At 64.8% G+C, this 25,404-nt stretch carries 28 protein-coding genes; 14 read left to right on the plus strand and 14 right to left on the minus strand.

Going from position 1 to position 25,404, the window contains the following annotated elements; translation table 11 throughout:
* Nucleotides 1-295: 295 nt before the first annotated feature.
* From BDOA9_RS01625 to BDOA9_RS01635, 3 genes are all read right to left on the minus strand, one after another.
* Nucleotides 296-2,344, minus strand: coding sequence for an elongation factor G (locus tag BDOA9_RS01625; protein ID WP_025032205.1), 2,049 nt, complete (start codon nt 2,342-2,344; stop codon nt 296-298).
* A gap of 203 nt (nt 2,345-2,547) precedes the next feature.
* Nucleotides 2,548-3,027, minus strand: a complete 480-nt coding sequence (locus BDOA9_RS01630; protein WP_025032206.1) for a DUF992 domain-containing protein — start codon at nt 3,025-3,027, stop codon at nt 2,548-2,550.
* 278 nt (nt 3,028-3,305) lie between these two features.
* Entirely contained in the window at nt 3,306-4,508 is a 1,203-nt protein-coding gene (locus BDOA9_RS01635; RefSeq protein ID WP_025032207.1) for a pyridoxal phosphate-dependent aminotransferase, read from the minus strand.
* Nucleotides 4,509-5,085: 577 nt separating this feature from the next.
* Between BDOA9_RS01635 and BDOA9_RS01640 the strand changes: the two genes are divergently transcribed.
* The 6 genes from BDOA9_RS01640 to BDOA9_RS01660 all read left to right on the plus strand — a co-directional run bounded on the left by BDOA9_RS01640 (nt 5,086) and on the right by BDOA9_RS01660 (nt 9,118).
* On the plus strand, nt 5,086-5,736 hold the full coding sequence (locus tag BDOA9_RS01640; protein ID WP_025032208.1) for a glutathione S-transferase family protein: 651 nt from the start codon (nt 5,086-5,088) through the stop codon (nt 5,734-5,736).
* A 155-nt stretch (nt 5,737-5,891) separates the two neighbouring features.
* A complete protein-coding gene (locus BDOA9_RS38705) occupies nt 5,892-6,068 on the plus strand; it encodes a hypothetical protein (RefSeq protein ID WP_192859536.1) in 177 nt (58 codons plus the stop codon).
* A gap of 85 nt (nt 6,069-6,153) precedes the next feature.
* The gene (locus tag BDOA9_RS37610) at nt 6,154-6,291 is read left to right on the plus strand and encodes a hypothetical protein (protein WP_192859668.1); all 138 of its coding nucleotides are present in this window, start codon (nt 6,154-6,156) and stop codon (nt 6,289-6,291) included.
* Nucleotides 6,292-6,419: 128 nt separating this feature from the next.
* A complete protein-coding gene (locus BDOA9_RS01650; RefSeq protein ID WP_025032209.1) occupies nt 6,420-7,232 on the plus strand; it encodes a PAS-domain containing protein in 813 nt (270 codons plus the stop codon).
* 184 nt (nt 7,233-7,416) lie between these two features.
* Nucleotides 7,417-7,872 (plus strand): GNAT family N-acetyltransferase, encoded by a 456-nt coding sequence (locus BDOA9_RS01655; protein ID WP_025032210.1) that lies wholly within the window; start codon nt 7,417-7,419, stop codon nt 7,870-7,872.
* A gap of 304 nt (nt 7,873-8,176) precedes the next feature.
* Nucleotides 8,177-9,118, plus strand: a complete 942-nt coding sequence (locus BDOA9_RS01660) for an aldo/keto reductase (protein ID WP_025032211.1) — start codon at nt 8,177-8,179, stop codon at nt 9,116-9,118.
* Between the two features lie 31 nt (nt 9,119-9,149).
* On the opposite strand, the gene BDOA9_RS01665 is transcribed toward BDOA9_RS01660, so the two are convergent.
* The 7 genes from BDOA9_RS01665 to BDOA9_RS01695 form a co-directional block, all read right to left on the minus strand.
* Nucleotides 9,150-9,473 carry an antibiotic biosynthesis monooxygenase family protein gene (locus tag BDOA9_RS01665; RefSeq protein WP_025032212.1) on the minus strand — a complete coding sequence of 108 codons (324 nt, stop codon included), beginning with the start codon at nt 9,471-9,473 and terminating at the stop codon, nt 9,150-9,152.
* Nucleotides 9,474-9,549: 76 nt separating this feature from the next.
* Nucleotides 9,550-10,473, minus strand: coding sequence for a LysR family transcriptional regulator (locus BDOA9_RS01670; RefSeq protein ID WP_025032213.1), 924 nt, complete (start codon nt 10,471-10,473; stop codon nt 9,550-9,552).
* Nucleotides 10,474-10,615: 142 nt separating this feature from the next.
* Complete coding sequence (locus tag BDOA9_RS01675) at nt 10,616-11,110, minus strand: hypothetical protein (protein ID WP_192859537.1); 495 nt, start codon at nt 11,108-11,110, stop codon at nt 10,616-10,618.
* A gap of 13 nt (nt 11,111-11,123) precedes the next feature.
* Entirely contained in the window at nt 11,124-14,273 is a 3,150-nt protein-coding gene (locus BDOA9_RS01680) for an efflux RND transporter permease subunit (protein ID WP_025032215.1), read from the minus strand.
* A complete protein-coding gene (locus BDOA9_RS01685; RefSeq protein WP_025032216.1) occupies nt 14,270-15,346 on the minus strand; it encodes an efflux RND transporter periplasmic adaptor subunit in 1,077 nt (358 codons plus the stop codon). Before BDOA9_RS01685 ends, BDOA9_RS01680 begins: the two co-directional genes overlap by 4 nt.
* Nucleotides 15,343-16,458, minus strand: a complete 1,116-nt coding sequence (locus BDOA9_RS01690; protein WP_025032217.1) for an efflux RND transporter periplasmic adaptor subunit — start codon at nt 16,456-16,458, stop codon at nt 15,343-15,345. The genes BDOA9_RS01685 and BDOA9_RS01690 overlap by 4 nt, the downstream gene beginning before the upstream one ends.
* Nucleotides 16,455-17,234, minus strand: coding sequence for a histidine kinase dimerization/phosphoacceptor domain -containing protein (locus BDOA9_RS01695; protein ID WP_244521442.1), 780 nt, complete (start codon nt 17,232-17,234; stop codon nt 16,455-16,457). Before BDOA9_RS01695 ends, BDOA9_RS01690 begins: the two co-directional genes overlap by 4 nt.
* Nucleotides 17,235-17,442: 208 nt before the next feature.
* Here BDOA9_RS01695 and BDOA9_RS01700 point away from each other — a divergent pair, with 208 nt between their 5' ends.
* Entirely contained in the window at nt 17,443-18,096 is a 654-nt protein-coding gene (locus tag BDOA9_RS01700) for a TetR/AcrR family transcriptional regulator (RefSeq protein ID WP_025032219.1), read from the plus strand.
* Nucleotides 18,097-18,137: 41 nt separating this feature from the next.
* On the opposite strand, the gene BDOA9_RS01705 is transcribed toward BDOA9_RS01700, so the two are convergent.
* The 3 genes from BDOA9_RS01705 to BDOA9_RS01715 all read right to left on the minus strand — a co-directional run bounded on the left by BDOA9_RS01705 (nt 18,138) and on the right by BDOA9_RS01715 (nt 19,557).
* Nucleotides 18,138-18,782: a TetR/AcrR family transcriptional regulator gene (locus BDOA9_RS01705; protein WP_025032220.1), complete on the minus strand. Its 645-nt coding sequence runs from the start codon at nt 18,780-18,782 to the stop codon at nt 18,138-18,140.
* Nucleotides 18,783-18,787: 5 nt separating this feature from the next.
* A complete protein-coding gene (locus BDOA9_RS01710) occupies nt 18,788-19,225 on the minus strand; it encodes a hypothetical protein (RefSeq protein WP_025032221.1) in 438 nt (145 codons plus the stop codon).
* 77 nt (nt 19,226-19,302) lie between these two features.
* Complete coding sequence (locus BDOA9_RS01715) at nt 19,303-19,557, minus strand: hypothetical protein (RefSeq protein ID WP_025032222.1); 255 nt, start codon at nt 19,555-19,557, stop codon at nt 19,303-19,305.
* 153 nt (nt 19,558-19,710) lie between these two features.
* On the opposite strand from BDOA9_RS01715, the gene BDOA9_RS01720 reads away from it, so the two are divergent.
* From BDOA9_RS01720 to BDOA9_RS01745, 7 genes are read left to right on the plus strand one after another with little or no spacing between them, the layout of a single operon-like run.
* Nucleotides 19,711-19,911, plus strand: coding sequence for a hypothetical protein (locus BDOA9_RS01720; RefSeq protein WP_025032223.1), 201 nt, complete (start codon nt 19,711-19,713; stop codon nt 19,909-19,911).
* The gene (locus BDOA9_RS38710; RefSeq protein WP_192859538.1) at nt 19,908-20,063 is read left to right on the plus strand and encodes a hypothetical protein; all 156 of its coding nucleotides are present in this window, start codon (nt 19,908-19,910) and stop codon (nt 20,061-20,063) included. The genes BDOA9_RS01720 and BDOA9_RS38710 overlap by 4 nt, the downstream gene beginning before the upstream one ends.
* A gap of 22 nt (nt 20,064-20,085) precedes the next feature.
* Nucleotides 20,086-20,304, plus strand: coding sequence for a hypothetical protein (locus BDOA9_RS01725; protein ID WP_025032224.1), 219 nt, complete (start codon nt 20,086-20,088; stop codon nt 20,302-20,304).
* A gap of 40 nt (nt 20,305-20,344) precedes the next feature.
* Complete coding sequence (locus BDOA9_RS01730; protein WP_152033084.1) at nt 20,345-20,644, plus strand: hypothetical protein; 300 nt, start codon at nt 20,345-20,347, stop codon at nt 20,642-20,644.
* A complete protein-coding gene (locus BDOA9_RS01735) occupies nt 20,641-21,267 on the plus strand; it encodes a PepSY domain-containing protein (RefSeq protein WP_244521443.1) in 627 nt (208 codons plus the stop codon). Before BDOA9_RS01730 ends, BDOA9_RS01735 begins: the two co-directional genes overlap by 4 nt.
* Nucleotides 21,268-21,305: 38 nt before the next feature.
* Nucleotides 21,306-22,472: a DUF3734 domain-containing protein gene (locus BDOA9_RS01740; RefSeq protein WP_025032227.1), complete on the plus strand. Its 1,167-nt coding sequence runs from the start codon at nt 21,306-21,308 to the stop codon at nt 22,470-22,472.
* A gap of 30 nt (nt 22,473-22,502) precedes the next feature.
* A complete protein-coding gene (locus tag BDOA9_RS01745) occupies nt 22,503-23,294 on the plus strand; it encodes an acetoacetate decarboxylase (protein ID WP_025032228.1) in 792 nt (263 codons plus the stop codon).
* Between the two features lie 439 nt (nt 23,295-23,733).
* Here BDOA9_RS01745 and BDOA9_RS01750 read toward each other — a convergent pair whose 3' ends face one another.
* A complete protein-coding gene (locus BDOA9_RS01750; RefSeq protein WP_025032229.1) occupies nt 23,734-25,296 on the minus strand; it encodes an adenylate/guanylate cyclase domain-containing protein in 1,563 nt (520 codons plus the stop codon).
* Nucleotides 25,297-25,404 lie beyond the last annotated feature (108 nt).

A 25,404-nucleotide genomic window follows, 5' to 3' on the forward strand; every position in this document is an offset into this window, starting at 1 on the left:
TTGGCCTCACTTGCGAGCGGTTATAAGTGATATTTAGAACGTATACAATGATGTAAAATACATCATTGTAAGGCTGACGCAAGCGCCTCCTCCGTCATTGCGAGCGCAGCGAAGCAATCCAGAATCCCCTCCGCGGAAAGACTCTGGATTGCTTCGCTGCGCTCGCAATGACGTGGAAAGAGCGCGACCTACACGAAACGCTGCAGGTGTAGATGCAGCCCCTCACCCTCTCTCCCCGCGAAGAGCGGGGAGAGGAGTAAGAAAGCGTGCATCGCTTACTGCGCGCGAGGCGGACTCACGCCGCGTGCTGATGTGCGGCGATGATCTGGTCGGCGGCGCGGCCGGTGACTTCGGCCATGTGGTCGAACTGGCGCGTGAAGCTGCCGGCGCCGGCGGTGGCCGAGCGCAGCTCCACGATCAGCTCGCCGATCTCCGCTTCCGGCATCATGGCGCGGACGCAGTCCCAGCCGGTCCAGCCATCGCGGGTGTCGAAACCGAGAATCTGGCCGCGCCGCGCCGACAGGATCGCGTTGATCCTGGCGGTGGCGTCGGTCGGGCAGACGATCTCGACCATGTGGATCGGCTCCAGCAGCACCGGCTGGCATTGGGGCAGGCCTTCGTTGAGCCCGGCCCGCGCCGCCGTGCGGAAGGCGAGATCGGAGCTATCGACGCTGTGATAGGAGCCGTCGGTCAGCGTCACCTCCACGTCGGTGACGGGGAAGCCGAGCGGACCGCGCGCCAAGCCATCGACGACGCCCTCCTCCACCGCCGGGATGTAGTTGCGCGGCACCGCGCCCCCCACCACCTTCTCGGTGAACTTGAAGCCCTCGCCGCGCGACAGCGGCTTGATGTCGAGCACGACGTCGCCGAACTGGCCGTGGCCGCCGGACTGCTTCTTGTGACGACCGCGCTGGGTGATCGGCTTGCGGATGGTCTCCTGATAGCCGATCGCCGGCGGATGCGAGGTGATCTTGACGCCGAAGCGGTCGCGCAAGCGCTCGCTGGCGACACGCAGATGCATCTCGCCCTGACCCCACAGCACGGTATCGTGGGTCTGGGCGTTCTGCACGATCATGAGCGAGGGATCCTCCTCGTGCAGGCGCGTCAGCGCCTGGCCGAGCTTGACGTCGTCCTTGCGGTCGGTGGCCGCGACCGAGATCGCGAGCACCGGCGGCGTCGGCTCGATCGTGATCAAAGCCGCGGGCGCCGACTTGCCGTTCGAAACCGTGTCACCGGTCTTGACCGGATCGAGCTTGGCGAGCGCCACGGTATCGCCGGCTTCGGCCGAGGCGCGCTTGGTGTCGTAGGCGCCGTTGACGGCGAGGATGCCGGAGATGCGGCCTGCGCCGCCGGAGGAAGATTGCAGCGTGGCGCCGTCGTCGAGATGGCCGGCGAGCAGCCGTGTCAGCGACAGCTTTCCGCCGTGCTGCGAATGCAGCGTCTTGAAGACGTAGCCGAGCGCGTCCCTGGTCTCGGCAACGCCGAGACGTTTTGCCGTCTCCACGACACCGGGCGCCTCGTGACGCAGCGCCTTCATCAGCCGCAGCACGCCGTTCTCGCGCGCGGCGGCACCCAGCAGCACCGGGCAGATCAGCCCTTCGCGCAATTCGCGGGCGAGATCGTCGAAGACGGCGTCGCGCGGCGGCTGGATGTCCTCGAGCAGCTGCTCCATCAGCGCATCGTCGTGATCGGCGAGCTTCTCCAGCATCGAGAAGCGGGCTTCCTTCTCGCGATCGAGATCGCCGCCTTCGAGCGCGATCACCTCGGAGGCCTTGTGCTCGCGATAGATGAAGGCGCGCTCCAGCGCGAGATCGACGAAGCCCTCGATCAATTCGCCCTTCCAGATCGGGATCTGGCGCAGCACCAGCGGCACCCGCGAGGCGGGCTGCAGCATTGCCAGCGTCTCGCGAATGCGCTGGCTGGCGCGGTCGATCTTGTTGAGGAACAGGAAACGCGGGATCTTCAGTTCTTCCAGCTCGCGCAGGATGATCTGAAGCTGCGGCAGCTTCTTCTCGTCGGCCTCGCAGACCACGATTGCGGCGTCGACGGCAGGCAGCGCGGCGCGCATGTCGTGGGCAAACTCGACGGAACCGGGACAATCGAGGAAGGTGTAGCTGTCGCCCATGAAACTCGTGGTGGCTGCCGTGAGACCGACGGTCATCTTGTGATGACGGGCCTCCGGCGTGGCATCGCCGACGGACGTTCCTGCATCGACGCTGCCGGCGCGCGGGATTGCGCCCGTTCGCGCCAATATTGCTTCCAGAAGTGTGGTTTTACCGCTTTGGAAAGGGCCCACCAGCGCGATGCACCGTGGACCTCGGGGACTTCTGACGTCTTGTCCCATTTCGCCGCCTCCTTCTTGTGGAGCTCGGCCCGTGATTGGGTCGGCAAACGCCGATGCTCTGCCCCTCCCTTAGATTTGGCAAGCATCAAACGTCGCTGCGGTGCGTCGTCAGTTAGATCAAGTCTTATAATTCTGCGACTGCCGGCTCGATGTTCCACCTCTCCCGAAGGGAGAGGTGAGGAGAGAGCCCCTCCCACAAATCGCTAACGGCCCGGACGGAGTTCCAGGCTCTCGAGGCCCGCAGCGATGTTGAGGCCGACCTGGCCCTGCACGCTGAGCGGCTGGAGCGCGATCGAATTGTTGGAGCCGCCGACCAGCACATTGCCGCCGAGGCCGACGCCGATCGAGGCGCTGCCCTGCGCACCGGCGTAATTGCCGGCGAGGTCGCCGGGGCCGAGCCGGTCGACCGGTGCGAACACGCCCCAGGCCAGAGCCGTCTCCTGGGTGATGCCGATGTCGAGGCCGACCTTGCGGATGGTCGCGACGTAGCGATCGTCGGGCAAGCCGTCGGCGCGCAGCACGCAGCCGAGATGGGTCACCGACCCCACGATGAAGCCGACGCTGGCGCCGCCGCGGCATTCCAGCACGCCGACCCGTGCCATCCGCTGCTGCGCGCCAGTGTTCGCGACGGAGGCAACGAGGCCGGCAGCGGTGAGCCCGGCGAAGAGGAACGAACGGCGCATGAATGTCTCCGGCGATGAGTGTGATGCGAGCAGAGAGAGCGCCCCACCCGTGTTGCGCGATGGTCTATGCCACAAGAGCCGTGATGGTGCCAGATCCTCCGCCATTGCGAGCGCAGCGAAGCAATCCAGAGTCTTGCCGCGGAGGGATTCTGGATTGCTTCGCTGCGCTCGCAATGACGGGGATAGAGCGGTGCGCCTCTTTGCCCTGGGCAAATTTTCACATGCCAATGCAAAAAGGCCCGCCGAAGCGGGCCTTTTCAATTCGCACTCTCTTCGGCTTACCGCAGATTGCCGCAGAAGCGCTGGATGCGCTTGCAGGCGTCTTCGAGGTCCGAGGTCTTGGTGGCGTAGGAAATGCGGAAGGCCGGGCCGAGGCCGAAGGCCGATCCCTGCACCACGGCGACGCCTTCGGTCTCCAGGAGCTCGGTGACGAACTGCTCGTCATTGCCGATCACATTGCCCGACGGCGCCTTCTTGCCGATGGTGCCGGCGCAGGACGGGTAGACGTAGAACGCACCTTCCGGACGCGGGCACTCGATGCCGTTGGCCTGGTTGAGCATGGAGACCACGAGGTCGCGGCGCTCCTTGAACACCTTGTTGTTGGCGGGAATGAACTCCTGCGGACCGTTCAGCGCTTCGACGGAGGCCCATTGCGCGATCGAGCACGGGTTCGAGGTCGATTGCGACTGGATCGTCGACATCGCCTTGATCAGCTGAGCGGGGCCGCCGGCATAGCCGATGCGCCAGCCGGTCATGCAATAGGCCTTGGAGACGCCGTTCACGGTGAGCGTGCGGTCGTAGAGGCCGGGCTCGACCTGCGCCACGGTGGTGAACTGGAAGTCGTCATAGACGAGATGCTCGTACATGTCGTCGGTCATCACCCAGACATGGGGATGCTTCATCAGTACGTCGGTGAGCGCCTTCAGCTCCGAACGCGTGTAGGCAGCACCGGTCGGGTTGGACGGCGAGCACAGGATGACCCATTTGGTCTTCGGCGTGATCGCGCGCTCGAGTGCCTCGGCCTGGAGCTTGAAGCCGGTCGCGGCGGTGCAGACCACCGGCACCGGCTCGCCGCCGGCGAGCGCGACCATCTCAGGGTAGCTGACCCAATAGGGCGCGGGAATGATCACCTCGTCGCCCGGATTGATGGTCGCCATCAACGCGTTGTAGAGCACCTGCTTGCCGCCGGTGCCGACGATGATCTGGTTCGGCTTGTAGGCGACGCCGTTCTCGCGCTGGAACTTCGCGATGATGGCTTCCTTCAGCTCGGGGATGCCGTCGACCGCGGTGTACTTGGTCTTGCCGGCCTCGATGGCGCGGATCGCCGCCAGCTTGATGTTGGCGGGCGTGTCGAAGTCGGGCTCGCCGGCACCGAGGCCGATGACGTTGCGGCCCGCCGCTTTCAGCGCGCGTGCTTTATCCGTGACCGCGATGGTCGCGGACGGCTTCACACGGTCGAGCGCAGCGGCAAGGAAGGACATCATCATCTCCTGGCGAGCGTCGTGAAGCGCTTCGCCTCACGACTCCAATTGTGGGAATGACCCACCCTAAAACGTGTGCCGCCGCGCCGCAAGAAACTTCGGCCCGATCCCGGAAAAGTTTGCGATTTTCGAGCGTTTCGAAGTGCGATTTTCCGCAATATTGCGCAACTTTGCCGGCCAAACCCCTCATATCCGGCAAGGCGTGTCCTCGGAGCAATTTGCGTGCATTGGAAGTCGTCATGCCCGGGCTTGTCCCGGGCATCCACGTTCTTCGTGCGGCAAGTGAGACGTGGATGGCCGGGTCAAGCCCGGCCATGACGATGCGGAAACACTGGCGTCCTAATCCCGATCGTCTATGCGGTAGCCTACGCAGAGCGATGTGTCCGCGGATTGACGTACACGTGATCTGAACTGCCTCGTCGCGCGAAAATGATCTTCCGCTCCATTGCAGTGCGGTAGGGTTTTCGAGTTTTTCTATCGGCCGGCTCTTGCGGCGGATTCGCATCGGCATCATTGTTTAGCCGCCTCGCGGGGCAACGAGCGCCGCGTCTTCTCGTCCTCGGATTCGACCGCCAGAATGTACAAGCTCTATTCGATGCAACGCTCGGGCAACAGCTACAAGGTCCGCCTTGCGCTGGCGCTGCTCAATCTGCCTTACGAAGCGGTGGAGGTGGACATTCTGCGCGGCGAGAGCCGCACGCCGGATTTCCTGTCCAAGAACCCGTCGGGCCAGGTGCCGCTGCTCGAGGTCGGCGAGGACCGCTATCTCGCCGAGTCCAATGCCATCCTCTGGTACGTCGCCGTCGGCACGCCGCTCGCGCCGGAGAACCGCATCGACCGCGCCGAGGCGCTGCAATGGATGTTCTTCGAGCAGCACGCGCTCGAGCCGAATATCGGCGCTGCCTATTTCTGGCTGTCGCTGGTCAAGGGCGGTCGCGACCTGCAGACCCATTCGCTGGAGGACTGGATGGAGCGCGGCTATGGCGCGCTCCAGGTGATGGAGAATCACCTCAAGACCAACTCCTATTTCGCCGCGCGCCAGCTTACGGTCGCCGACATCGCGCTGTACGGCTACACCCACCTCGCCGACCGCTGCGACTTCGACCTCCAGGCCTTCCCCGCGATCCGGGACTGGCTGAAGCGCGTCGAAGCCGCGCCGGGCTTCGTGACGATGGATTGGCGCCCGGCCGACATCGACGACCCCGCCAGCATCGCCGCGAGCGCCTGACGGCGTGCCCCGCTCCGGCGAATAGCGGGCACAAGGACGATCTTTGCCGCAATCCCGCCACTTTCCGCGCGGTCGTCGCCGCAATATTGCCGGTTGAAACTAGGAAATTCTGGAGAGTCGCGGGTGATTCGCTCGCGTGTTGAAGGATTTAGACCATGATGCGGGCGTCCGGCACGGCAGGGTTTCATACCCCATCCGCTACGGTTGCGTCTTCCCGGCTCACCCATGCGGTCGCGGCTTCGCTCGCCGTCGCCGCGCTCTCGCTGTGCCTGATCGTCACCCTCACGGTGCTGTCGACCAAGGCGACCATGGCGATGGGCCTGCCGGTCTGATTCCCGTTTCATCCTGGACCAGCCTTCAAGGCGCCGTACGGCCCGCGCCGACCGGCATCGCGACAGGACGTCGATGAAATCACCTGTGGTAGTCGTTGCAATCACCCTGACTGCGGCCATCCTGGTCGCGGCCTCGCTGCTGATCATCGTCGGCACGCGCAAGGGCGCAGGCGTGTCGACGCTGAATGCGCCGACGCCGCAGCAGCGCGCGCACATGGTCTAAAATCATTCGAAAACCCTACGCTTGCACGCAAGCGCGCCTTAAGCACGCCGCACGAAATCGCATCGCGGTCGCGCAACAATCAGTCAGTGTTGCGGCCTATCCTCGTTCGGGAGGAGCGAGACAGGCCCATGCGGTTGGGATGGCGTGCGATCTCCGGTCCGGCGCTGACGGCAGGCATCCTGCTGCTGGCGATGCTGCTCGATCGCCTCGTCCCGACGTCCCCGCCCGCCCCGCTGTTCGTCGGCATCGTGGCTCTCGCCGGCGCGCTCGCAGGACTCGCCTCCGCCGCGACGACCGCGACGGTCGCGGTGATCGGCGCGGCACTGTTCTTCCTCAGCCGCCACGGCGTTTCCGGCCTCGGCGCCGCCGATCTGGTGCAGCTCGGCCTCCTGGCCGGCACGGCTTTCGGCACCGTCGGCATCACGGGGCTGATGCGCGAGCGGCTGCTCGGCAGCTTCGCGGCCGAGCGCCGCAGCCACGCCATTGCCGAGCGGTTGTCGGCCGCGCTGGACAAGGTCGATATCGGCATCGTGCTGCTCGATGCCGAGACCCGGGCCGAATTCATCAACCGTGCGTTCCGCGATTATTTTGCGGTGCCGGACGAGATCGCAGACGCGAGGCCGCCCTTCATCGCGCTGATGTATCACGGCCGCGACACCGGCGCGTTCGAGCTGCCCGAGGACGAGCTCGGCACCTTCATTGCGCAGCGCATGGAGATGGTGCGGGTCGGCGATGCGACGCCGATCAACATCAAGCTGCGCAACGGCGAGGTGCTGCGCTTCGTCTGCACCGCGCTGCCCGACGGCGGGCGGATGCTGAGCTACACTCCCGTGACCGACCTCGTGCGCCACACCGATGCGCCGGCGCGCGCCGACTATTACCGCTCGCTGCGCGACCCGACCGGCCGCAAGCTGATCCGGTCCTTGCGCGTTGCGGAGTAGAGCGTGTTGAATTCAAGCTCTGCTGGTTGCTGGAGGTTCACCTCTCCCTTGGCGAAAGGTGAACCGAATTCTGAGCCGGCACCGATACAACCAATCCTCATCGCCACGCGATTGATCGGCCATACGATCATCACGTATGAAGGGCGCCGCTTCGTTGCGCACCACGGAGATCGCGGAAACTCACATGTCGCTCATCATTCGCGCCCTCACCAGGCAGGACTACGATCAATGGCTGCCGCTGTGGGACGGCTACAATGCCTTTTACGGCCGCTCCGGTCCGACCGCGCTCGCGCCCGAGATCACAGGGATGACGTGGCAGCGCTTCTTCGACGCCTATGAGCCGATGCATGCGCTGGTCGCCGAAAGCGACGGCCACCTGCTCGGCCTGACGCATTACCTGTTCCATCGCAGCACCACAGCGATCGAGCCGTCCTGCTATTTGCAGGATCTGTTCACCTCCGAGGCCGCGCGCGGCAAGGGTGTCGGCTCGGCGCTGATCCATGGCGTCTACGAGCGCGCCAAGCTGGCGGGATCGCCGCGCGTCTACTGGCAGACCCACGAGACCAATCTCACGGCGCAGCGCCTCTACGACAAGGTCGCGGAGCGTTCCGGCTTCATCGTCTATCGCAAGATATTCTAAGCCTGTTGTTTGAGCATGATCTTTTCGGAAAACCGCTTCGAACTTTTCCTGATCATGCCTTAGGGACCTGTGGATAACTTCGCGTGTCACCCGCGCGTAACATAGTAAGGCTAGGCTGCGACTGCGTCTGGTCAGGCCCCCGTCACCGATCATGCGCCCCAAGCGGTCCCCGTCAGTCGCCGCGTCTGACAGGGGCCGCATTTTTTTGTCCGCGCTGCCGGCATGGCAGCAGCGCGGCCGCCCGCTTGCTGCGGCGGCGCGTGGTGGTCAGAATGCCCGCCGCTCATCTCCGACAGGATCTCTCATGGAAATTCGCAATCTCGGCGCCTCCGGCCTTCGTGTGTCCGCGGTCGGGCTGGGCTGCAACAATTTCGGCCAACGCACCGACCTCGAGACCTCGCGCAAGGTGATCCATCGCGCGCTCGACCTCGGCATCACGCTGTTCGACACCGCCGACATCTATTCGAACATGGGCGGCTCGGAGACTGTGCTCGGTACCGTTCTGGGCGATCGCCGCAAGGACATCGTGCTGGCGACGAAGTATGCCAAGCCGATGGCCGAGGACGGCACCAAGCAGGGCGCCTCGCGCCGCTACATCATGGAGGCCGTGGAGGCCAGCCTGAAGCGGCTGAAGACCGATTACATCGACCTCTACCAGCAGCATGACTACGACCCGCTGACGCCGATCGAGGAGAGCCTGCGCGCACTCGACGATCTCGTTCGCCAGGGCAAGGTGCGCTACATCGGCAATTCGAACTTTCCGGCCTGGCGGATCGCGGAAGCCGAATACGTCGCACGCGCGATGAATGTCAGCCGCTTCGTCTCATGCCAGGACGAATATTCCCTGCTCGTGCGCGACATCGAGAAGGACCTGCTGCCGGCCGCGACGGAATACAAGCTCGGCCTGTTGCCGTTCTTCCCGCTCGCAAGCGGCCTCCTGACCGGCAAATACAGGAAGGGCGAGGCCGCGCCTGCCGACACCCGCTTCGGCAAGGTGCCGCGGCTGCGCGACCGCTACGTCACGCCGCGCAACGAGGACATCGTCGAGAAGCTCCAGGCCTTCGCGAAGGCGCGCGGCCATTCGATGCTGGAGCTCGCCTTCTCCTGGCTCGCCGCGCGCCCGCAAGTATCGAGCGTGATTGCCGGCGCGACCCGCGTCGAGCAGATCGAGGAGAACGTCAAGGCGATCGCCTGGAAACTCAGCGCGGAGGAGATGACCGAGATCGACAGGATCACGCTGGGCTGATTTCGCGACGACCGACCTTCGCGGCGCGGCGCTACTTCGCGCCGCGCCCCACCGTCTGCATCACCTCGAAGCCTTCGAACTGGGGATGGCCGAGATACAGCGGCTTGTTGTCGCCCGCCTTATGATGCGCCGCGCGAAACGCTTCCGACTTGGTCCAGGCCTCGAACGCCGCATAATTCGCCCATACGGTGTGCGAGGCGTACAGCGTGTGGTCCTCGGCTTCCGGCCCGCGCAGCAGATGAAACTCGATGAAGCCCGGCACCTTGTCGAGATGGGTGTCGCGCGTGAGCCAGACCTGCTCGAAGGCAGTCTCGGAGCCCTTGGCGACGCGGAAGCGGTTCATGGCGATGTACATGGGATGGTTCTCCTGATGCTGCGCCATTATCTCGTCATTCCGGGGCGCGCCGCAAGGCGCAGGCGACCTCTCCGAGCTACACAATCTCTTCTTCGGACAAGGCCGATTGCTCGGTGCGCATCTGCCGCACCTGCTCGATGATGAAATCCATCACCAGACGGGTGCGGGGCGCCAAATGGCGGCGTGACGAGTACACCAGACTGAAGGGCAGTCCTGGCGAGGGATAGTCGCTCAAGAGACGGACCAGATCGCCCCTGCGGAGGTCATCGACCACCTGCACGAGCGGCAGAAAGGCAATGCCGTAGCCGGCACGAGCTGCAAGATGGACCGCGGCACCGTCATTGGCGAGCATACCGCCCGACACGCGCACCTCTCGCGCGGCACTTGGTCCCGCAAAGGCCCAGATGTCCGAGTCCGGTCCGGTGTCATGGACGATGCAGGCATGAGCTCCGAGCTCGGTCGGATTGCGAGGCTCGCCGCACGCTGCGATGTAGCTCGGCGCCGCTACGATGACACGGGCCGCGATCCCGATCCGTCGTCCGACCAGCGACCTATCGAGGATGTCCCCGACCCGCATGGCCAGATCCAGGCGATCTTCGATCATATCGCCGAACCGGTCGCTGACGATCAACTCGACCTTCAGTCCGGGGTTGCGCGCCAGCAGCGCCGGCAGCCGCGGCGCCAGAAAATGGCTCGCCGCGACCATGATCCCCAGACGGACGAGGCCGACCGGCGATGCGCTTTGTCGCCCGAGCGCAGCTTCCATCGTTTCGATGCCCTCGAGCACCGGCTGGGCGAGTTGGAGCAGCATCCGTCCGTCGTCGGTCAGGCTGAGCTTGCGGGTCGTCCTGTGCAGCAGACGAACGCCAAAACGCTCCTCGAGAGAGGAGACCTGCCGCGCCACGGCCGCCTTGCTGACGTCACGCTCGCGCGCCGCAGCCGAGAACGAGCCGGTCTCGGTGACCCGCACCAGTACCTGCAAGGCGCCTACGATATCCATGTCGCGCTCGTGACGATTTTCGACCCTGCGCCGGTTCGCCGACCGGTGCCGGCGCGGCATGCTCCGAGGCGGGCGCTGCTTGCTTCCGTCATCTGGTGATGCTCAGCGAGACGGCTCTATTCAGATACGACGTGCGCATGGGCTAGTCGCAGACGAGATACCTGCGGTGGCGTCTATAGACGTAGTAGCAGTCGCTACTCGAGTAGTAGCTGGAGCGCGCGCCGCCATAGGCGTAGCCGGCATAGGCGCCGGCCGCGTATGCCCCGGCATAGCTCGCAGCGCGCGCACCATAGCCGTAGCCATGTCCATAGCCGTGGACACCGCCATAGCGATAAAAGCCGCCATGGCCGACGTTGATTGCCGTCGTCCGCGCGGCGCTCACGACCGCGGGCCCCCCGCCGACACCTCGCGCGGCGAGATCGGCCCGCGGCCCGGCTGCCGGACCGAGGCGAGGGCCGCCAAGTGCGGCGGGACCGGGGCCGGCGACGGCTGGAGGGGCTGCCGGAGCCATCGGCGGAGGGCCGGCGGGCGCCATCGGTGGCGGCGGCGGAAATTGCGCAAATGCAATGGACGGAGCGAGCGAACTCGCCGCGAGCGTCACCGTGACAGCAAAGGCTGATAGCGTCTTCGAGATCATCGTCGTCTCCATTCTAGATCTGTGCGTCGAGCACAGGCTCGGGTGCATGGCGAGCGGGCGCGTCTTCGTCCCTCGCGTGGTTCGCAACGGCTTCGGGCTGAAGTGAAGGTGCTTCATCCGCGTGATCCGGATGAATCCTGAACCACGCCACATACAGCGCCGGCAGGAAAAGCAGCGTCAGCAGCGTGCCGACGATGATGCCGCCCATCATGGCGTAGGCCATCGGGCCCCAGAAAATCTCGCGTGCGATCGGAATGAGCGCGAGACTTGCGGCGGCGGCGGTGAGCAGGATCGGGCGCATGCGGTGCTCGGTGGCTTCCACCACGGCATCCCAGGCCGGCCTGCCCTCCTTCTTGAGATCCTCGATCTGCACGATCAGGATCACGGAGTTTCGCACCAGGATGCCGATGAGGGCCAGCACGCCGAGAATGGCGACGAAGCCCAGCGGCGCGCCGCTCGGGAGCATGGCCATGACGACGCCGATCAGCGCGAGCGGCGCAACGGCGAACACCAGGAACAGGCGCGAAAAGCTCTGCAGCTGAAGCATCAGCACGGTCGCCATGACGAACAGCATCAACGGCACGACCGCGATGATCGGCCCCTGGCTCTTGGCACTCTCCTCCACCGAGCCGCCGGTCTTGATCGAATAGCCCGCCGGCAGCTGCCTGGCGAATTCCGCGACTTTCGGCGCGAGCTGGTCGACGACCGTCTTCGGCTGAACGTTGCCGACGACGGCGGCCTTCAGCGTAATGGTCGGAATCCGCGCGCGGCGCCAGATCGTGGGCTGCTCCAGCTCGTAGCGCAGATTGGCGACGGCCCCGAGCGGGACCGGTTGGCCGCCCAGCCCGGTCAGTTGCAGGTCGCGCAGCGTATCGATCGAGGCGCGCTCCTTCGCAGTCGCACGTCCCGTGACATTGACGAGATAGATGCTGTCCCGCACCTGCGTGATCGGCGAGCCCTGCAGCACGGAGTTCAGCGTGGTGGCGATGTCCTCCGAGGTCAGGCCGAGCTGGCGCGCCTTGTCCTGGAACACGTCGACCTTGACGACGCGGGCCGGCTCCATCCAGTCGAACACCACGTTGCCGAGATCGGGACTGCTCCGCACGATTCCTGCAAGCTTCTGTGAGAGATCGCGCACCTTGGCGATGTCGGGCCCGCTGAGACGGTATTGCACCGGCCGCCCGACCGGAGGGCCGACCTCGAGCAGCTTCACGTAGGTGTCGGTGCCCGGGAACGTCCTCCTCAAATAGTCCTCGAACTGCGCCTTGAGCCGGTCGCGCGCCGGGATGCCGCCCTTCGTCACGATCACCTGCTGGCCGAACCAGGTGTTGGCGGTCTGAACATCGAACGACAGCACGAAGCGCGGCGCGCCAGTGCCGACATAGGTCGACCAGTGCTCGACCGATTGGTTGCCCTGCAACTGCTCGCGCTCGAAACGCGCCATCTGCATGTTGGTCTCGGTGATCGAGGCGTTCTGCGGCAGGTTCCAGTCGATCACCAGCTCGGCGCGGTCGGACGAGGGGAAGAACTGCTGCTGCACGAACTGCAGGCCAAACAAAGCGAGCAGGAACGCGCCCACCGTCACGGCGACGGTGCTCCAGCGGTGATGCATGCAGAATACGAGGAGGCGCGCAAACATCTGCGCCAGGCGGCCCTTCTGCTCGTGATGTCCCTTCATCTTTGCCGGAAGGATCGTGACGCCGAGCAGCGGCGTGAACAGGACGGCCACGACCCAGGAGACGATCAGCGATACCGCGATCACCACGAACAATGTAAAGGTGAACTCCCCGGCGTTGCTGCTGTTGAGCCCGATCGGGATAAAGCCGGCCACGGTGACCAGCGTGCCCGTCAGCATCGGAAATGCGGTCGACGTATAGACGTGGGTTGCAGCTTTCTCTAGGGGATCGCCGACCTCGAGCCGGGCCACCATCATCTCGACGGCGATCATGGCATCGTCGACCAGAAGACCAAGCGCGATGATCAGGGCCCCGAGCGAAATGCGTTGCAGCGAGATGCCGCAATAGGCCATGACAACGAAGGTGATCGCGAGCACGAGCGGAATGGCGATCGCGACCACGAGACCGGCACGCATCCCCAGGCTCAGGAAGCTGATGCCGAGCACGATGATCACGGCCTCGAACAGCGCTTCGGTGAAGCCGGACACGGCATGTTCGACCACGACGGGCTGGTCGGCAACGAGGTGCACGCCGACGCCGATCGGCAGGTCGGCAATGATCTTCGTCATCTCCTCCTTCAGCGCCTCGCCGAACTGGAGCAGGTTGGAACCGGACTTCATGCCGATCGCGAGCGCAATGGCGGGCTGACCGTTGTATCTGAACAGCGTCGACGGCGGATCGGCGTAGCCGCGCGTGATGGTGGCGACGTCTGTCAGCGGGAAGAAGCGATCGTTGATGCGCAGATTGACCGCTTTCAGGCTCGCCTCGGAGGCGAACTGGCCGTTGACACGGACGCTGATCCGCTCCGGTCCCTCCTGGAACACGCCGGAGGGCGCCACCGCGTTCTGGCCTTGCAGCGAATTCATGACGGCGTGGATGTCGAGGCCGAGGGCTGCGATCTTGCGGGTGGAGAATTCGAGGTAGATCACCTCGTCCTGCGCGCCGAGAATGTCGACCTTGCCGACGTCGCGCACGGTCAGCACCTTGGCTCTGATATCCTCGACCTGGTCGCGGAGCTGTCGCTGGCTCAAGCCGTCGCTGGTGAAGGCGTAGACGTTGCCGAAGACGTCACCAAAGCGGTCGTTGAAACCAGGTCCGATCACGCCTTGCGGGAAATCGCCCTTGATGTCCGCGATCATGTTGCGAACACGAACCCAGGTCGGCTTGACGTCGGCCGCCTTGGTCGAATCGCGCAAATAGACGAAGACGGTGGTCTGACCGGCGACCGTCACGCTCTTGGTGTAGTCGAGCGATTCCAGCTCCTCGAGCTTCTTCTCGATCCGGTCGGTGACCTGCCGCGTCATTTCCTCCGGCGAGGCGCCCGGCCATTGCGCCTGGATCACCATGGTCTTGATGGTGAAGTCGGGATCCTCCTGTCGCCCCAATTGGAGATAGGCGAACAGGCCGGCCGCCATGAAGGCGATCATGAAATACCAGACGAGCGAGCGGTGGCCGAGCGCCCAGTCGGAGAGGTTGAACGACTTCATGGCTCTTGATCCTGTTCGAAGCGGACGCGCTGTCCCGGCTTGAGGCTATGAATTCCGGCGGTGACGACGCGGCTGCCTGCGGCAAGCCCGCCGGTGACGCGGACGCCCGCCCGTTCGGCGACACCGTCGATCTTCTGCAGCGAGACGGTGCCGGCGGACTGATCGACCACCCAGACGAAATCGGCCCCGTCCCTGGCAAGCACCGCCGATGCGGGCAAGCGCAAGACATTGCTCTGATCCTTGCCGAACTTCGCCGTGACCGTCGCGCCAAGCCGGAAGCTTTCGGGCGGGTCGTCGAGCGCGATCCGGACGCGCCGCAGCCGCGTCACCGCATCGGCTTGCGGCGCGATTTCGCGAATCCTGCCCTCGACCTGAACGGTGGGGAGGAGCTGCAGGCTGACGGTGAACGGGAGACCGACTTCGAGCGGCCCAGGCAGGTCTTCGCCGATATCGACGACCGCCTCGCGAACGTCCGGGCGCGCGACCGTCACCACGGTTTGCCCCGGCGAGACCACCTGGCCGACTTCCGCGCCGACGGCGGTGACGACGCCGCCGAAGTCGGCCTTGATGCGGGCATAGCCGAGTTGCTCGACGGCCTTGGTCAGGCTCGCCTGCTCCTGCGCAACGCTTGCTTCAGCGCCGGCGCGGGCCTGCTCGGCATTATCGAGCGTCTGCCTGGTGGTCGCATCGCTGGTGATCAGCGTGCGTTGCCGCTCCTCCGTGGCCTTGGCGGTCACAAGCTGCGCCTCGGCCTTGGCAAGCTGAGCTTTCGCCGCGCGAACCGCGAGATCGAGCGCGATGGGATCAATCGTGCCGATGATCTGTCCTTCGCTGACGATATCGCCAACGTTGACCGGACGCGACGTCAGGCGTCCAAGTACGCGAAAGCCGAGGTTGGTCTTGTAGCGCGGCTCGACGACGCCGACCGCAACCGTGCCGTCACCGCTATTCGGCGCGGCTACCATCGAGAGCACGGGGCGCACGGGCTCTGGCGCCTTCGTCTCTTTCTGACAGCCGGCGAGCAACGCGGCCGCCGCGAGCGTGCCAGCGATCATCATCACCCCTCGCTTCATGATTGACCTCCCTCTTCAGTGACCGATTGGCCGACGCTCAGGAGCTTGCCGCCGTCGACGACGACGCGCTCGCCGGGCTCGAGGCCTGCCTTGATCAGCACCTGACCGGCTTCATAAGCGCCGACCGTGACCGGCTTCAGCGACGCTGTCTGCGTCCTGGGGTCAACGGTCCAGACGGCAGGCCTGCTACCCGCGGCCATCAGCGCGCTCCAGGGCAGGGTGATCTCGTTCTGAGCTTTCGCCTTCACCGTCCCCGAGACGGCGCTGCCCAGCGTCATCGCAGCCGGCGGATTCGCGATGGACACCTTGACGCGGATCGTGGAGCTCTTCGCGTCGATAACAGGTGAAATCTCTCTCACCTCTCCCATCGCCGTCACGCTCGGGTCGGAGAGCAGTGTCAACGCGACGCTGCGGCTCTCCGTCTGGCCAAGGAAGACGGATTCGTAGACCTCGAAGACGGCATCCCGCTCCCCGTCCTGCGCAAGCGAGAACACGGGTTGGGCAGCCGGAACGACCTGACCGACCTCGAGATTTCGCGCGGTAACGACGCCGTCCGCTTCGGCGCGCAGGACGGTGTATCCGAGCGCATCGCGCGAGGTGCCCAGCTGTGCCCTGGCCGCCTCCAGCACACCCTCTGCGGTTCGCAGACCTTCCTGGGCCTGGTCGTAGACGGTGCGGGTGGTGAAGCCGCTTGCGATCAGCGCCTTCTGCCGCTCGAACGTGGCCTTCGCCACGCGCAACTGGGCTTCGGCTGAGGCTACTGCCGCCGTCGCAGCATCGACATCAGCCTGTTGCTCGGCTGGATCGAGACGGGCGAGGACGTCGCCCTTACTGACGTGCGCACCGACGTCCACGATGCGCGCAACCACCCGTCCGCTGATGCGGAACGAAAGATCGGCACGGAAGCGTGCCTGGACTTCTCCCGTCAACGTGCGGGAGGATTCCCGATCGCGCGGCTGTACGATCGTGGTCCGGACCAGCGCTGCCCGTGTGGCCGTCTGCGCCGCGTGATCGTTGCAACCGGTCAACGCAATGCTGACAAGCACGGAGGCCGCGGCGAAGGCCTTCCCCACATGTGGCGTTCGAACGGGGTTCGAGAATTGGGTCGTCATGGCGCATCCATCTGATGGGAAGGTGACAACAGTCCGCCAAGCGCATCGGCGGCGCGGCAGGAAACGGGCGCCGCGTCATTTGGAGCAGTGGCTCGCGTGCGGCGCGGAGCCCTCATCTGGCGCGTGGCGATCGACCAGTTCGCGCCCCGCTCGCGTTCGGTCAGCGGGAACGAGAGGACGATCGAGGTGAATTCGGCGCCGAAACCCTGCTCGATCCTGCCGCCCAGCGCCCGGGCGATATCCCTGGCAATGCGCAATTCGCGGTCGGAAGCCTCCCGCGCGGGACGCGAGCCGTTGTCCAGGATCACGCAGTTCACGAGCGCGCCGGTGCGCGTCAGCTTGATCCTGATCTGCCCGGCCCGGGCGTCGAAACAGGCGTGCCTTGCGGCGTGCATCACGAGCTCATGGACGATCAGCCCCAGATGCCAGCAGCGCTGCGGCTGGAGCGCGAGCGACTGGGTCGCGAATGCCAGCTGGATGTTCATCCGATCCAGGACTGCCCGGCGTATGCCACAGCCCAGCTTGCGGATGTGAGTCGCAGCGTGGATCAGCGTTTCACCCGCCGGCATGGCCAACGTACGATGCAGATCGGCGTATCCCTGCAGCAGCTCGGCGACCTCGCTGAGCGCGCACTTGGCTTCGGTCCCTTCCACCCGGATGGCGGCGGCGGCGACCAGATTGATGGCGAAGGCGACACCGTTGGTGACCCTGTGATGCAGCTCGCGCAGCAGCACGCCTTCCGGCAAACCAGACGAGGCTGGGCTCAAGACAGACACGACACTCTCCTCATTGCTCTCGGGCGATCGGAGTCGAACGCCCCAGATCTTTGCGACCCTGATCGTCAGGAGCTCCCGCCGAAGCTCGGGGACACGCAGACCTCACACATTAATAAACTAAACCGTATATTTTCTTTTTCTTGCCTTTCTTCGCGGGCCATGTCAAGTGAGAAAGCAACGCGCACAGACTCGTGATTTTGGAGGTCAAATGAAGAAGACGAAGCGGGGAAGACCGCCAAAGGATCTTGCCGGCGATGCGCAGGCCCGAATTCTCGATGCCGCCCAGCAGCTGTTTCTCGACAAGGGCTACCAAAGCGCCAGCATTGACGACATTTCCGAACTCGCCCCCGCGAGCAAGCCCACGATCTACGCCCACTTCCCGGGCAAGGAAGCTTTGTTCGCGGCGGTGGTGGCCCGCACCGTCGAGGGATTGACGGATTTCGACGGCTTCGTGCCAGAAGGCCGCACCATCGAGGACAAGTTGGCCAACCTCGGCACCGCAATCGTGGAGAGGTTTGCGGAGGAATCGGTGGGCTTGGTCCGCGCCACCATCGCCGAATCTCACCGATTTCCCGAACTGAGCCGCAACGTTCATGACGCCGCGCGCGATCGCTCTCAGGCCGCGGTGTCGCAACTGCTCGAGGACGCCACGCAGAAGCTCGCTCGCGACCCGAGAGGTCCTTTCAGTGGCAAGCGAAGCCGCGCCACCGCGCAGATCTTTCTCGACCTGATCCTGCTACCGATGCTGTTCCGGTCGCTGGTCGGCGAAACCCCGAAGGACCTGAAGAAGGATCTTCCCGGCTTCGTGCGCGAGCGCGTCGGCTTCTTCCTGGCGGCCTGCGAGACAGACTGGACGCACTAGCTTCTGGGCCAGCCCTACCGTCGGCGCATATCGCATCGGAGTCAGCCGGCAACCTTGAGCCGCACATGCGACGTCATTTCCGCTGGCTGCGACGACGGCATGCGGCGCAGAGCGCCCCAACAAAATCTCAACATCTCGTCGAAGCTCGGTCGCAGCGTCGCGGCTCCGATCCGCGATGGATTGAGATGGACATCCATGGCTTCCAGCAGGCAACAGGTCAGTGCCATCGGACTGCCGCCCTGCAGTTCGCCGCGTGCCTGGCCCGCGCCGATGATCGGTCGCACCAGCCCTCGGATCCTGTCATCGTAGGCGAGGACGACCGTCCAGTTCTGCCGGACGGCAAGGGTGACTAGGTCCTGCAGCCGTCGATGCTTCGCCGGCCGGCCTTCATTGCAGTCGGCGATGGCCTTCAGGATTGCGGCAAGGCGCCGTAGCGCCGGCCCGCCGCCGCCGGCCGCCTCAGCCGCCGCACTGACCGCCTCCTCGAGCACGTCCTCCACCACAGCCTCCTCGATCGCGCGCCGTGAGGGAAAGAATCGATAGACGCTTGCCGGAGACATCGGCAGACTCCGCGCGATGTCGGCGACGGTGGTCTTGTTGTGACCCATCTCGCCATAGAGGCGGATGGCAGCCTGCACGATCCTGCGGCGGGCGCTCCTCGTTCGATCGTCAATCTGCTCGCGCATGCTTCTCACCGCACCGGAAGGTTCATCAGCTCGCTGCGGCAGGCTTCGCCGAAGTCGCGCAATGGGTCCATCTCCTCGATGAAGTCGGGCAAGTCGACGAATGTCCGATTGGGCGACAAATAGGTCTCGATGATGAGACGACCGGTTCGCTCGGCGGCATGCACGACGTCGTCAGTCGAAAGGATCCGCATGCGGCCGACCAGCGTGTACAGGCTGACGAGCTGCGGGATTTCCGCCCGGTCGCTCACGAGCGCGTCGGCATAGAGCCGCGATGCCTCTTCGATGAAGCTGCGGTACAGCCGTTCGCGCTTCGAAAACGAGCGGGCATGATGACGCTCGCGAAGCCTTTTGCGCCTGCTGAACCAGCCGCTGACGATGGTCGACACCGCGCCGAACGCCGAGCCGCCGAAGGCGGCCAGTGCGGGTATGTAAATCGTGCTCATGATGTCACTCCTGGCTCCGTCCCGGGCGGATGCGGTTCAGGCCACGGCCTCGCCGCATCAGCTACGGCAGAGCTGCCTCATCTTCCCCTCGCCGAGCCGGTGGTTGCGTGGTCGAACACCGCTTTGCACGCCGCGCTCAGGTCCGATTTTCTCTGCCTCAGGCAGGCTTCGACTCCCGACGGATCAGGAATGTAGGCACTGCACAGACGAAAGGCGTCGGGCGTGCAGGCCGCCCGCTGCTCCGCCGTGCCCTGGTTCTCCTGGGCAACAGCTGCTGCGCTGCCAAGCGCGACTACGGCCGCTGCGAACAACGCCGGCATCAATCTCGTCATGTCAGATCCCTTCTCTGCTCGAGGCTTCTGGTTGAATGGCGGAGCCTCGCCGCCTTGATCCTGCACACGCGCTTGTGACGCACTCGTCTTGACTTCGGCCGTGGCGCGTGATTTATATGAACTATACGGTGTATTTTATTAAGGAGACGCGGAATGTCAACCCTGCTGTTTGCGTTGATGCGCGAAAATCCGTTGCCCGGCCTCGCCGCCGCATCGCTGAACGTGATTGTCGCCCTGTGCCTCGTGACCCTAAGCGTTCTGCTTGGCATCACGATCGCGATCATCGCTTGGGCTCAAACCCTTGCGGCGCGCCAGCTCAGCACCGTTCGGCTGGAGCGGAGGACCCTCGCATGACGGCGGCCCTGCTGATCGCCCGTGACTGCATCATCTATTGCGTCAGCGTCTGGATCGCGCCCGTCGAATGCGTGTTCGACGTGATCGAGGCCGAGCTCGCGCGCAGGGGCGTTACGCCCGAGGAGGCCGACCGCCTCACGCGCAGGGCGTGAGAGGACGGAGGGCGTGCCCGACATGCTGAAATTCATCGAAGTCTTTGACGTCATCGAAGTGGATCCAACCAGTGGCAAGACGGCGTGGACCGGTGTCACCGGAACGCGAGCGGCGCTCCAGCGCGACGGATTCATGATCGACCCGAAAGCCGGCGCCTATTGTCCGACGGACTGGCTCGACGAGCGCGGTTATCTCGATGTCGAGCTCGCACGCCGGCACCCGCGCCCCTGGAGTATCTGATGATGAGACGGACTGATTTGCGCGTCGGGAGCGACCTGTCGTGAGCCGACGATCCGCAATGCTCATGCGTGCGAGCCAGCCGACCGACGCCGCCCTGCCCTTGCGCGGCTATTTCCTGTCGGTGGGTGGCGCGCTGGCCTGCCTGCTTCTGCTGGCGAGCTGGGTGCTGCCGGCGCAACTGCCGGCTCATCCTGCCGAGATGGATCCTGCACGGCTCCCCATCCGCATCCACTCCGACGTCAAGCCGCCGGAGCGCGTCGTGATCGACACCAGTCAGTCGCTGCCGGGGCTCTCCGACAAGGAAATCGTCGTCGCGCGCTCGCCCGCGGCGAGAGATTGACCGACCAGACCGGGATTGATCCAATGTCGAAACAGCATTTGTTTGCCCTGATCGTGTGGTCCGCCACGCTCGCCGCCGGCGCCGCCGTCGCCGACGTCCGGAATTTCTCGGGGGCCGACAGCCAAGGTGCGGCTTCGCAGAGCAATAGCGAGGAGGCCGCCATCCGCCGCGTCCTCTCGGAGTTCCGCACCACGCGCATCCCCCTCAGCCGCGCCATGACGATCGCGGAGCAACTGCACAGCGGCTCGAAGACGGCCGACATCAGCTTCGAGTCGGCGGGCTTGCCCCTCTACCGCGTCCGCACCATCCGGAATGAGCACGTGTGGGAGAACGCCATCGACGCCAATACCGGCAGGATCACCGGCAAGGAGCTGACGTTCTCGCTGAAGGAGCTCGACCGCGACGACCTCGCCAACATCCTCTCCCTCAGATGGATCAAGCAGGAATTGTCGGATGCCGTGCAGGTCGCCGAGAGAGCAGCAGCCGGCAGCGCGTTGGCCGGTGGTCTGATGCGTCAGGACGGCAAGCTCAACTTCGTGATCATCGTCGCCAGCGGCGACCATTTGAAAGAGGTGATGCTCGAGCCGCCCAAAGTCGGAAAGCAGGAATCGAGCCGCCACTAACAAGGCACCCCTATCACCAGTCAAAGAGCCCAACCCTCATGAACTTCCAGCCTCGACCGCAGCTCTCATCCGCACAGCGGCAGCTTCCCTTTGATTGCATCGCCCTGCTGCTCCAAGGTGGCGGCGCGCTCGGCGCCTATCAGGCGGGCGTCTACGAAGCCCTGGCCGAAGCCAGCATCCACCCCGATTGGGTCGCCGGCATTTCGATCGGCGCGATCAATGCCGCCATCATCGCCGGCAACCCGCCGGAGTCCCGCGTCGATCGCCTGCGCGATTTCTGGACCCAGGTCACCTCGACGGCGCCCTGGGAGTGGTCGGCTTTCGGCGATTGGACAAAGAGCGACGGCACGCGCAACCTCCTCAACCAGATGAGCGCCGGTCTTGCGGCCGCGTGTGGCGCCGCCGGATTCTTCTCCGCCCGTCCCGTCTTGCCCTGGCTGCAGCCAGGTGGAGCCAGCGATGCGACCAGCATCTATGACACGCGCGCGCTCAAGACCACGCTGGAGCGACTGGTCGATTTCGATCGGCTCAACAGCGGACTGACGCGCTTCAGCGCCGGCGCGGTCAACGTCAGAACCGGCAATTTCGTCTATTTCGACAACACGACTCACACCATCCAGCCGGAGCACATCATGGCGAGCGGCGCGCTGCCGCCGGGCTTTCCGGCGGTGGAGATCGAGGGCGAGCATTATTGGGACGGCGGTCTCGTTTCCAATACGCCGCTGCAATGGGTGATCGAATCGGATGCCCCGCAGGACATCCTGGCATTTCAGGTCGACCTCTGGAGCGCGCGTGGACAACTTCCCGCCAACATGGCCGAAGTGATCACGCGGCATAAGGAAATCCAGTATTCCAGCCGCACGCGCGCCAGCACCGACCAGTTCAAGCGGGTGCAGCGCCTGCGGCGCGCGCTCACGGAGCTGCTCGGCCGGCTGCCCGACGATCTCAGCCAGCACGATGACGTGAAGCTGCTCAGCACGGCGGTCTCCCGCAACGTCTACAACATCGTCCATCTCATCTACCGCGCGCGCAACCACGAGGGACACTCCAAGGACTACGAGTTCTCGCGGCTGTCCATGCAGGAGCATTGGCGCGCCGGCTACCACGACGCGCTGCGCACGCTGCGCCATCCCGAGGTGCTCGCGCGCCCTTCGAGTCCCGATGGCGTCTTCACCTTCGATCTCGAACATGACGGCCGCGAGTAGGCCCGATCTCATCGCCAGGAGAGAACGCAAATGCGCGAGACTGACGTGAAGCAACGCGCCTTCGCCATGCCGCTGACCAACCCGGCCTATCCGCCCGGGCCGTACCGGTTCGTCGACCGCGAATACCTGATCATCACCTATCGCACCGATCCGGCCAGGCTGAGGGCCGTGGTTCCAGAGCCGCTCGAGGTCGACGAGCGAGAAGCGCTCGTCAAGTACGAGTTCATCCGGATGCCCGACTGCAACGGCTTTGGCGATTACACCGAAAGCGGACAGGTCATTCCCGTCTCGTTCCGCGGACGCAAGGGCGGCTACACGCACTGCATGTTCCTCAACGACGAAGGACCCATCGCGGGCGGGCGCGAGCTCTGGGGCTTTCCGAAGAAGCTTGCACAGCCGACCTTGCAGACCGAGATCGACACGCTGATCGGTACGCTGGATTATGGCCCCGTGCGGGTCGCCACGGGGACGATGGGCTACAAGCACCGCGAGGCCGATCTGGCGAAAGTCAAGACTGCACTGAACGAGCCGAACTTCCTGCTCAAGATCATCCCGCATGTCGACGGCAGCCCACGCATCTGCGAGCTGGTTCGGTACCATCTCGAGGACATCGTGCTGAAAGGGGCCTGGACCGGACCGGCGGCCTTGGCCCTCACACCACACGCATTGGCGCCGGTTGCCGAGCTGCCGGTCCTGGACATTGTCTCGGCCATCCATATCCGCGCCGACCTTACACTCGGCCTCGGGACGGTGGTGCATGACTATCTGCAACAGCCGGCTCGCGGCTCGATTCGCGCCGGTGAGAAGGCTCTGGTCTTTTGACTCCGATGGCGCGCTCCTGTTCGCACGTTACGAGGAATCTACGATGGGAATTCCGAACGGTAGGACCGTGATCGTCACCGGCTCGACCAGCGGCATTGGCCTTGCTTGCGCGGGGTGAAGGTCTCTCCACGCATGCTCTGCCCGTGTTGAGAGATCACCCCACCCCGCTCGCGCTGCGCGCGATCGACCACGGGCGAGCTACGCTCGACCCGGCCCCCTCGTAGCGGCGGTCTACGCGCACGCCTCGTCCTTCGAGACGGCGCTGGCGCGCCTCCTCAGGATGAGGCTGATCAGCGTCAGCGCCCGTTGAAACTGCTGCCGCGCACTCCGACCTCATCCTGAGAGCCTGACTCAAGCGGGCGCCTCGAAGCGTGGCCGCAGGGAAAAGCTCTCAAATGCGATAGCTCTACCCTTCCAGGGGAGGGTTAGGAATGCCCCCTCACGCCGGCTTGAGCGAGGCCAGCGCGTTCTCCAGCAGCGAGCGGACGCGCGCGGCGTCGCCCGATTTCACCACGGCGGGGTCGAGATAGAGCTCGAGGCCCGGCGCGCGCTCGGTGATGATGCCGCTGTTCTCCGCGGCAGTGTCGTTCAGCGCGTCGACCGAATAGGGGATCACCTCGCGGCTGATGCCCTTCATCGTGATCGCCGGCAGCGCGTGGGCGCGGACGATGTCGCTGACGAGGGCGAAGGTCTCGTAGCTCAGCACGATGCCGCCGGGCTCGGCGATCGATTGCAGGCGTGCAGCGAGGTTCGCCTCCGCACCGATGATGGTGTAGTCCATGCGGTCGGTGCTGCCGAAATTGCCGACGTTGCAATAGCCGGAATTGATGCCCATGCGCGAGCGGAACGGCTGCTCGATGCCGGACGCCCGCCATTTCGCGTTGAGCTCGGCGAGGCGCTGCTGCATGCGCCAGGCCATCTGCAGGCAGGCCTGCGCGTCGGCCCGGTCGCCCCTGGTCTCGGGGTCGCCGAAGAAGATCAGCATGGCGTCGCCGATGAACTTGTCGATGGTGCCGCCATAGTCGTGGGCGATCGCCGACATCTCGGTGAAATATTCATTGAGGAGCTGGGTCAGCTGCTCGGGCTGCAGCCGCTCGGCGGTGGCGGTGAAGTTCTGGATGTCGGAGAAGAAGATGGTGAGCTTCTTGCGCTCGGTGTGGATGGTGACGTCCTTCTGGCCGCTGAAAATCGACTTGTAGACCTGCGGCGGGATGTAGCGCGAGATCTTCATCGACAGCGACGCGAGGAAGTCGTTGGCGGATTCGAGCTCCTTGTTCATGGTCTTGATGCGGCGCGCCTGGCGGCGCTGCAGCGAGAGGAACGACAAGCCGCTGCCGGCGGCGATCAGGAAATAGGCCAGCAGGAACTTGAACGAGAAGATGTTGGCGGCGATCGGCTGGGCGATGATGACCTCCTGGATGCCGCGGACATCCCCCACCTTCCAGTCCTTCTTCGGGCTCTCGGGATGGCTGTTGTGGCAGCTGACGCAGGCCGGACCCATCGTGACAGGCGCAACGAGGCGGACCTTGTCGTTGAACAGCGAGGTCTCGGTCTCCACGATCTTCTGCTCGGGATCCCGGCGCAGCGCATCGAGCGCGTCCCTCTCGAACTTGTCGAGCTGGTGCGCGGCGCGGTTCTGGAACGGGAAATCCGAGACGAAGCGGTAAGTGATGTTCTCCTGCTGCGCGCCGATCACCCGGCCGAGCTCCAGCGACAGCGTCGCGGGGATCGGGATCGCGCCGGGCACGGATTCGTAATTGTGAACGACTTTTGTGGTGCCGTTCGGATTGGCCAGCACGCGGCCGACCACGTTGGAGGCGTAGTAGCTGCGCACGCTCGTGATCACCGAATTGAGGTCGATCGCCTGGCGCCGCAGCGCCGTCTTGCTGAGCTCGGTCAGGTCCAGCCACACCGCGACCGGCAAAGCGAGCAGGAGGAAGGCGATCGCAGCACCCGTGAGGACGCCGCTCTTGCGCTGTTCTTCGGAGATCTGTTGTTTCACGTCGTGGCTCCGTTGTGTGCGATTTTGTCGCAAACCCCTCGGAATCTGCGACAAGGATGCGGCGGCACAGAGCCAAGAATCATAGGCTCACGCAACCCCATTTTATGG

Origin of the sequence: Bradyrhizobium sp. DOA9 (assembly GCF_000617845.2) — a bacterium.
Classification (GTDB): Bacteria; Pseudomonadota; Alphaproteobacteria; order Rhizobiales; family Xanthobacteraceae; genus Bradyrhizobium.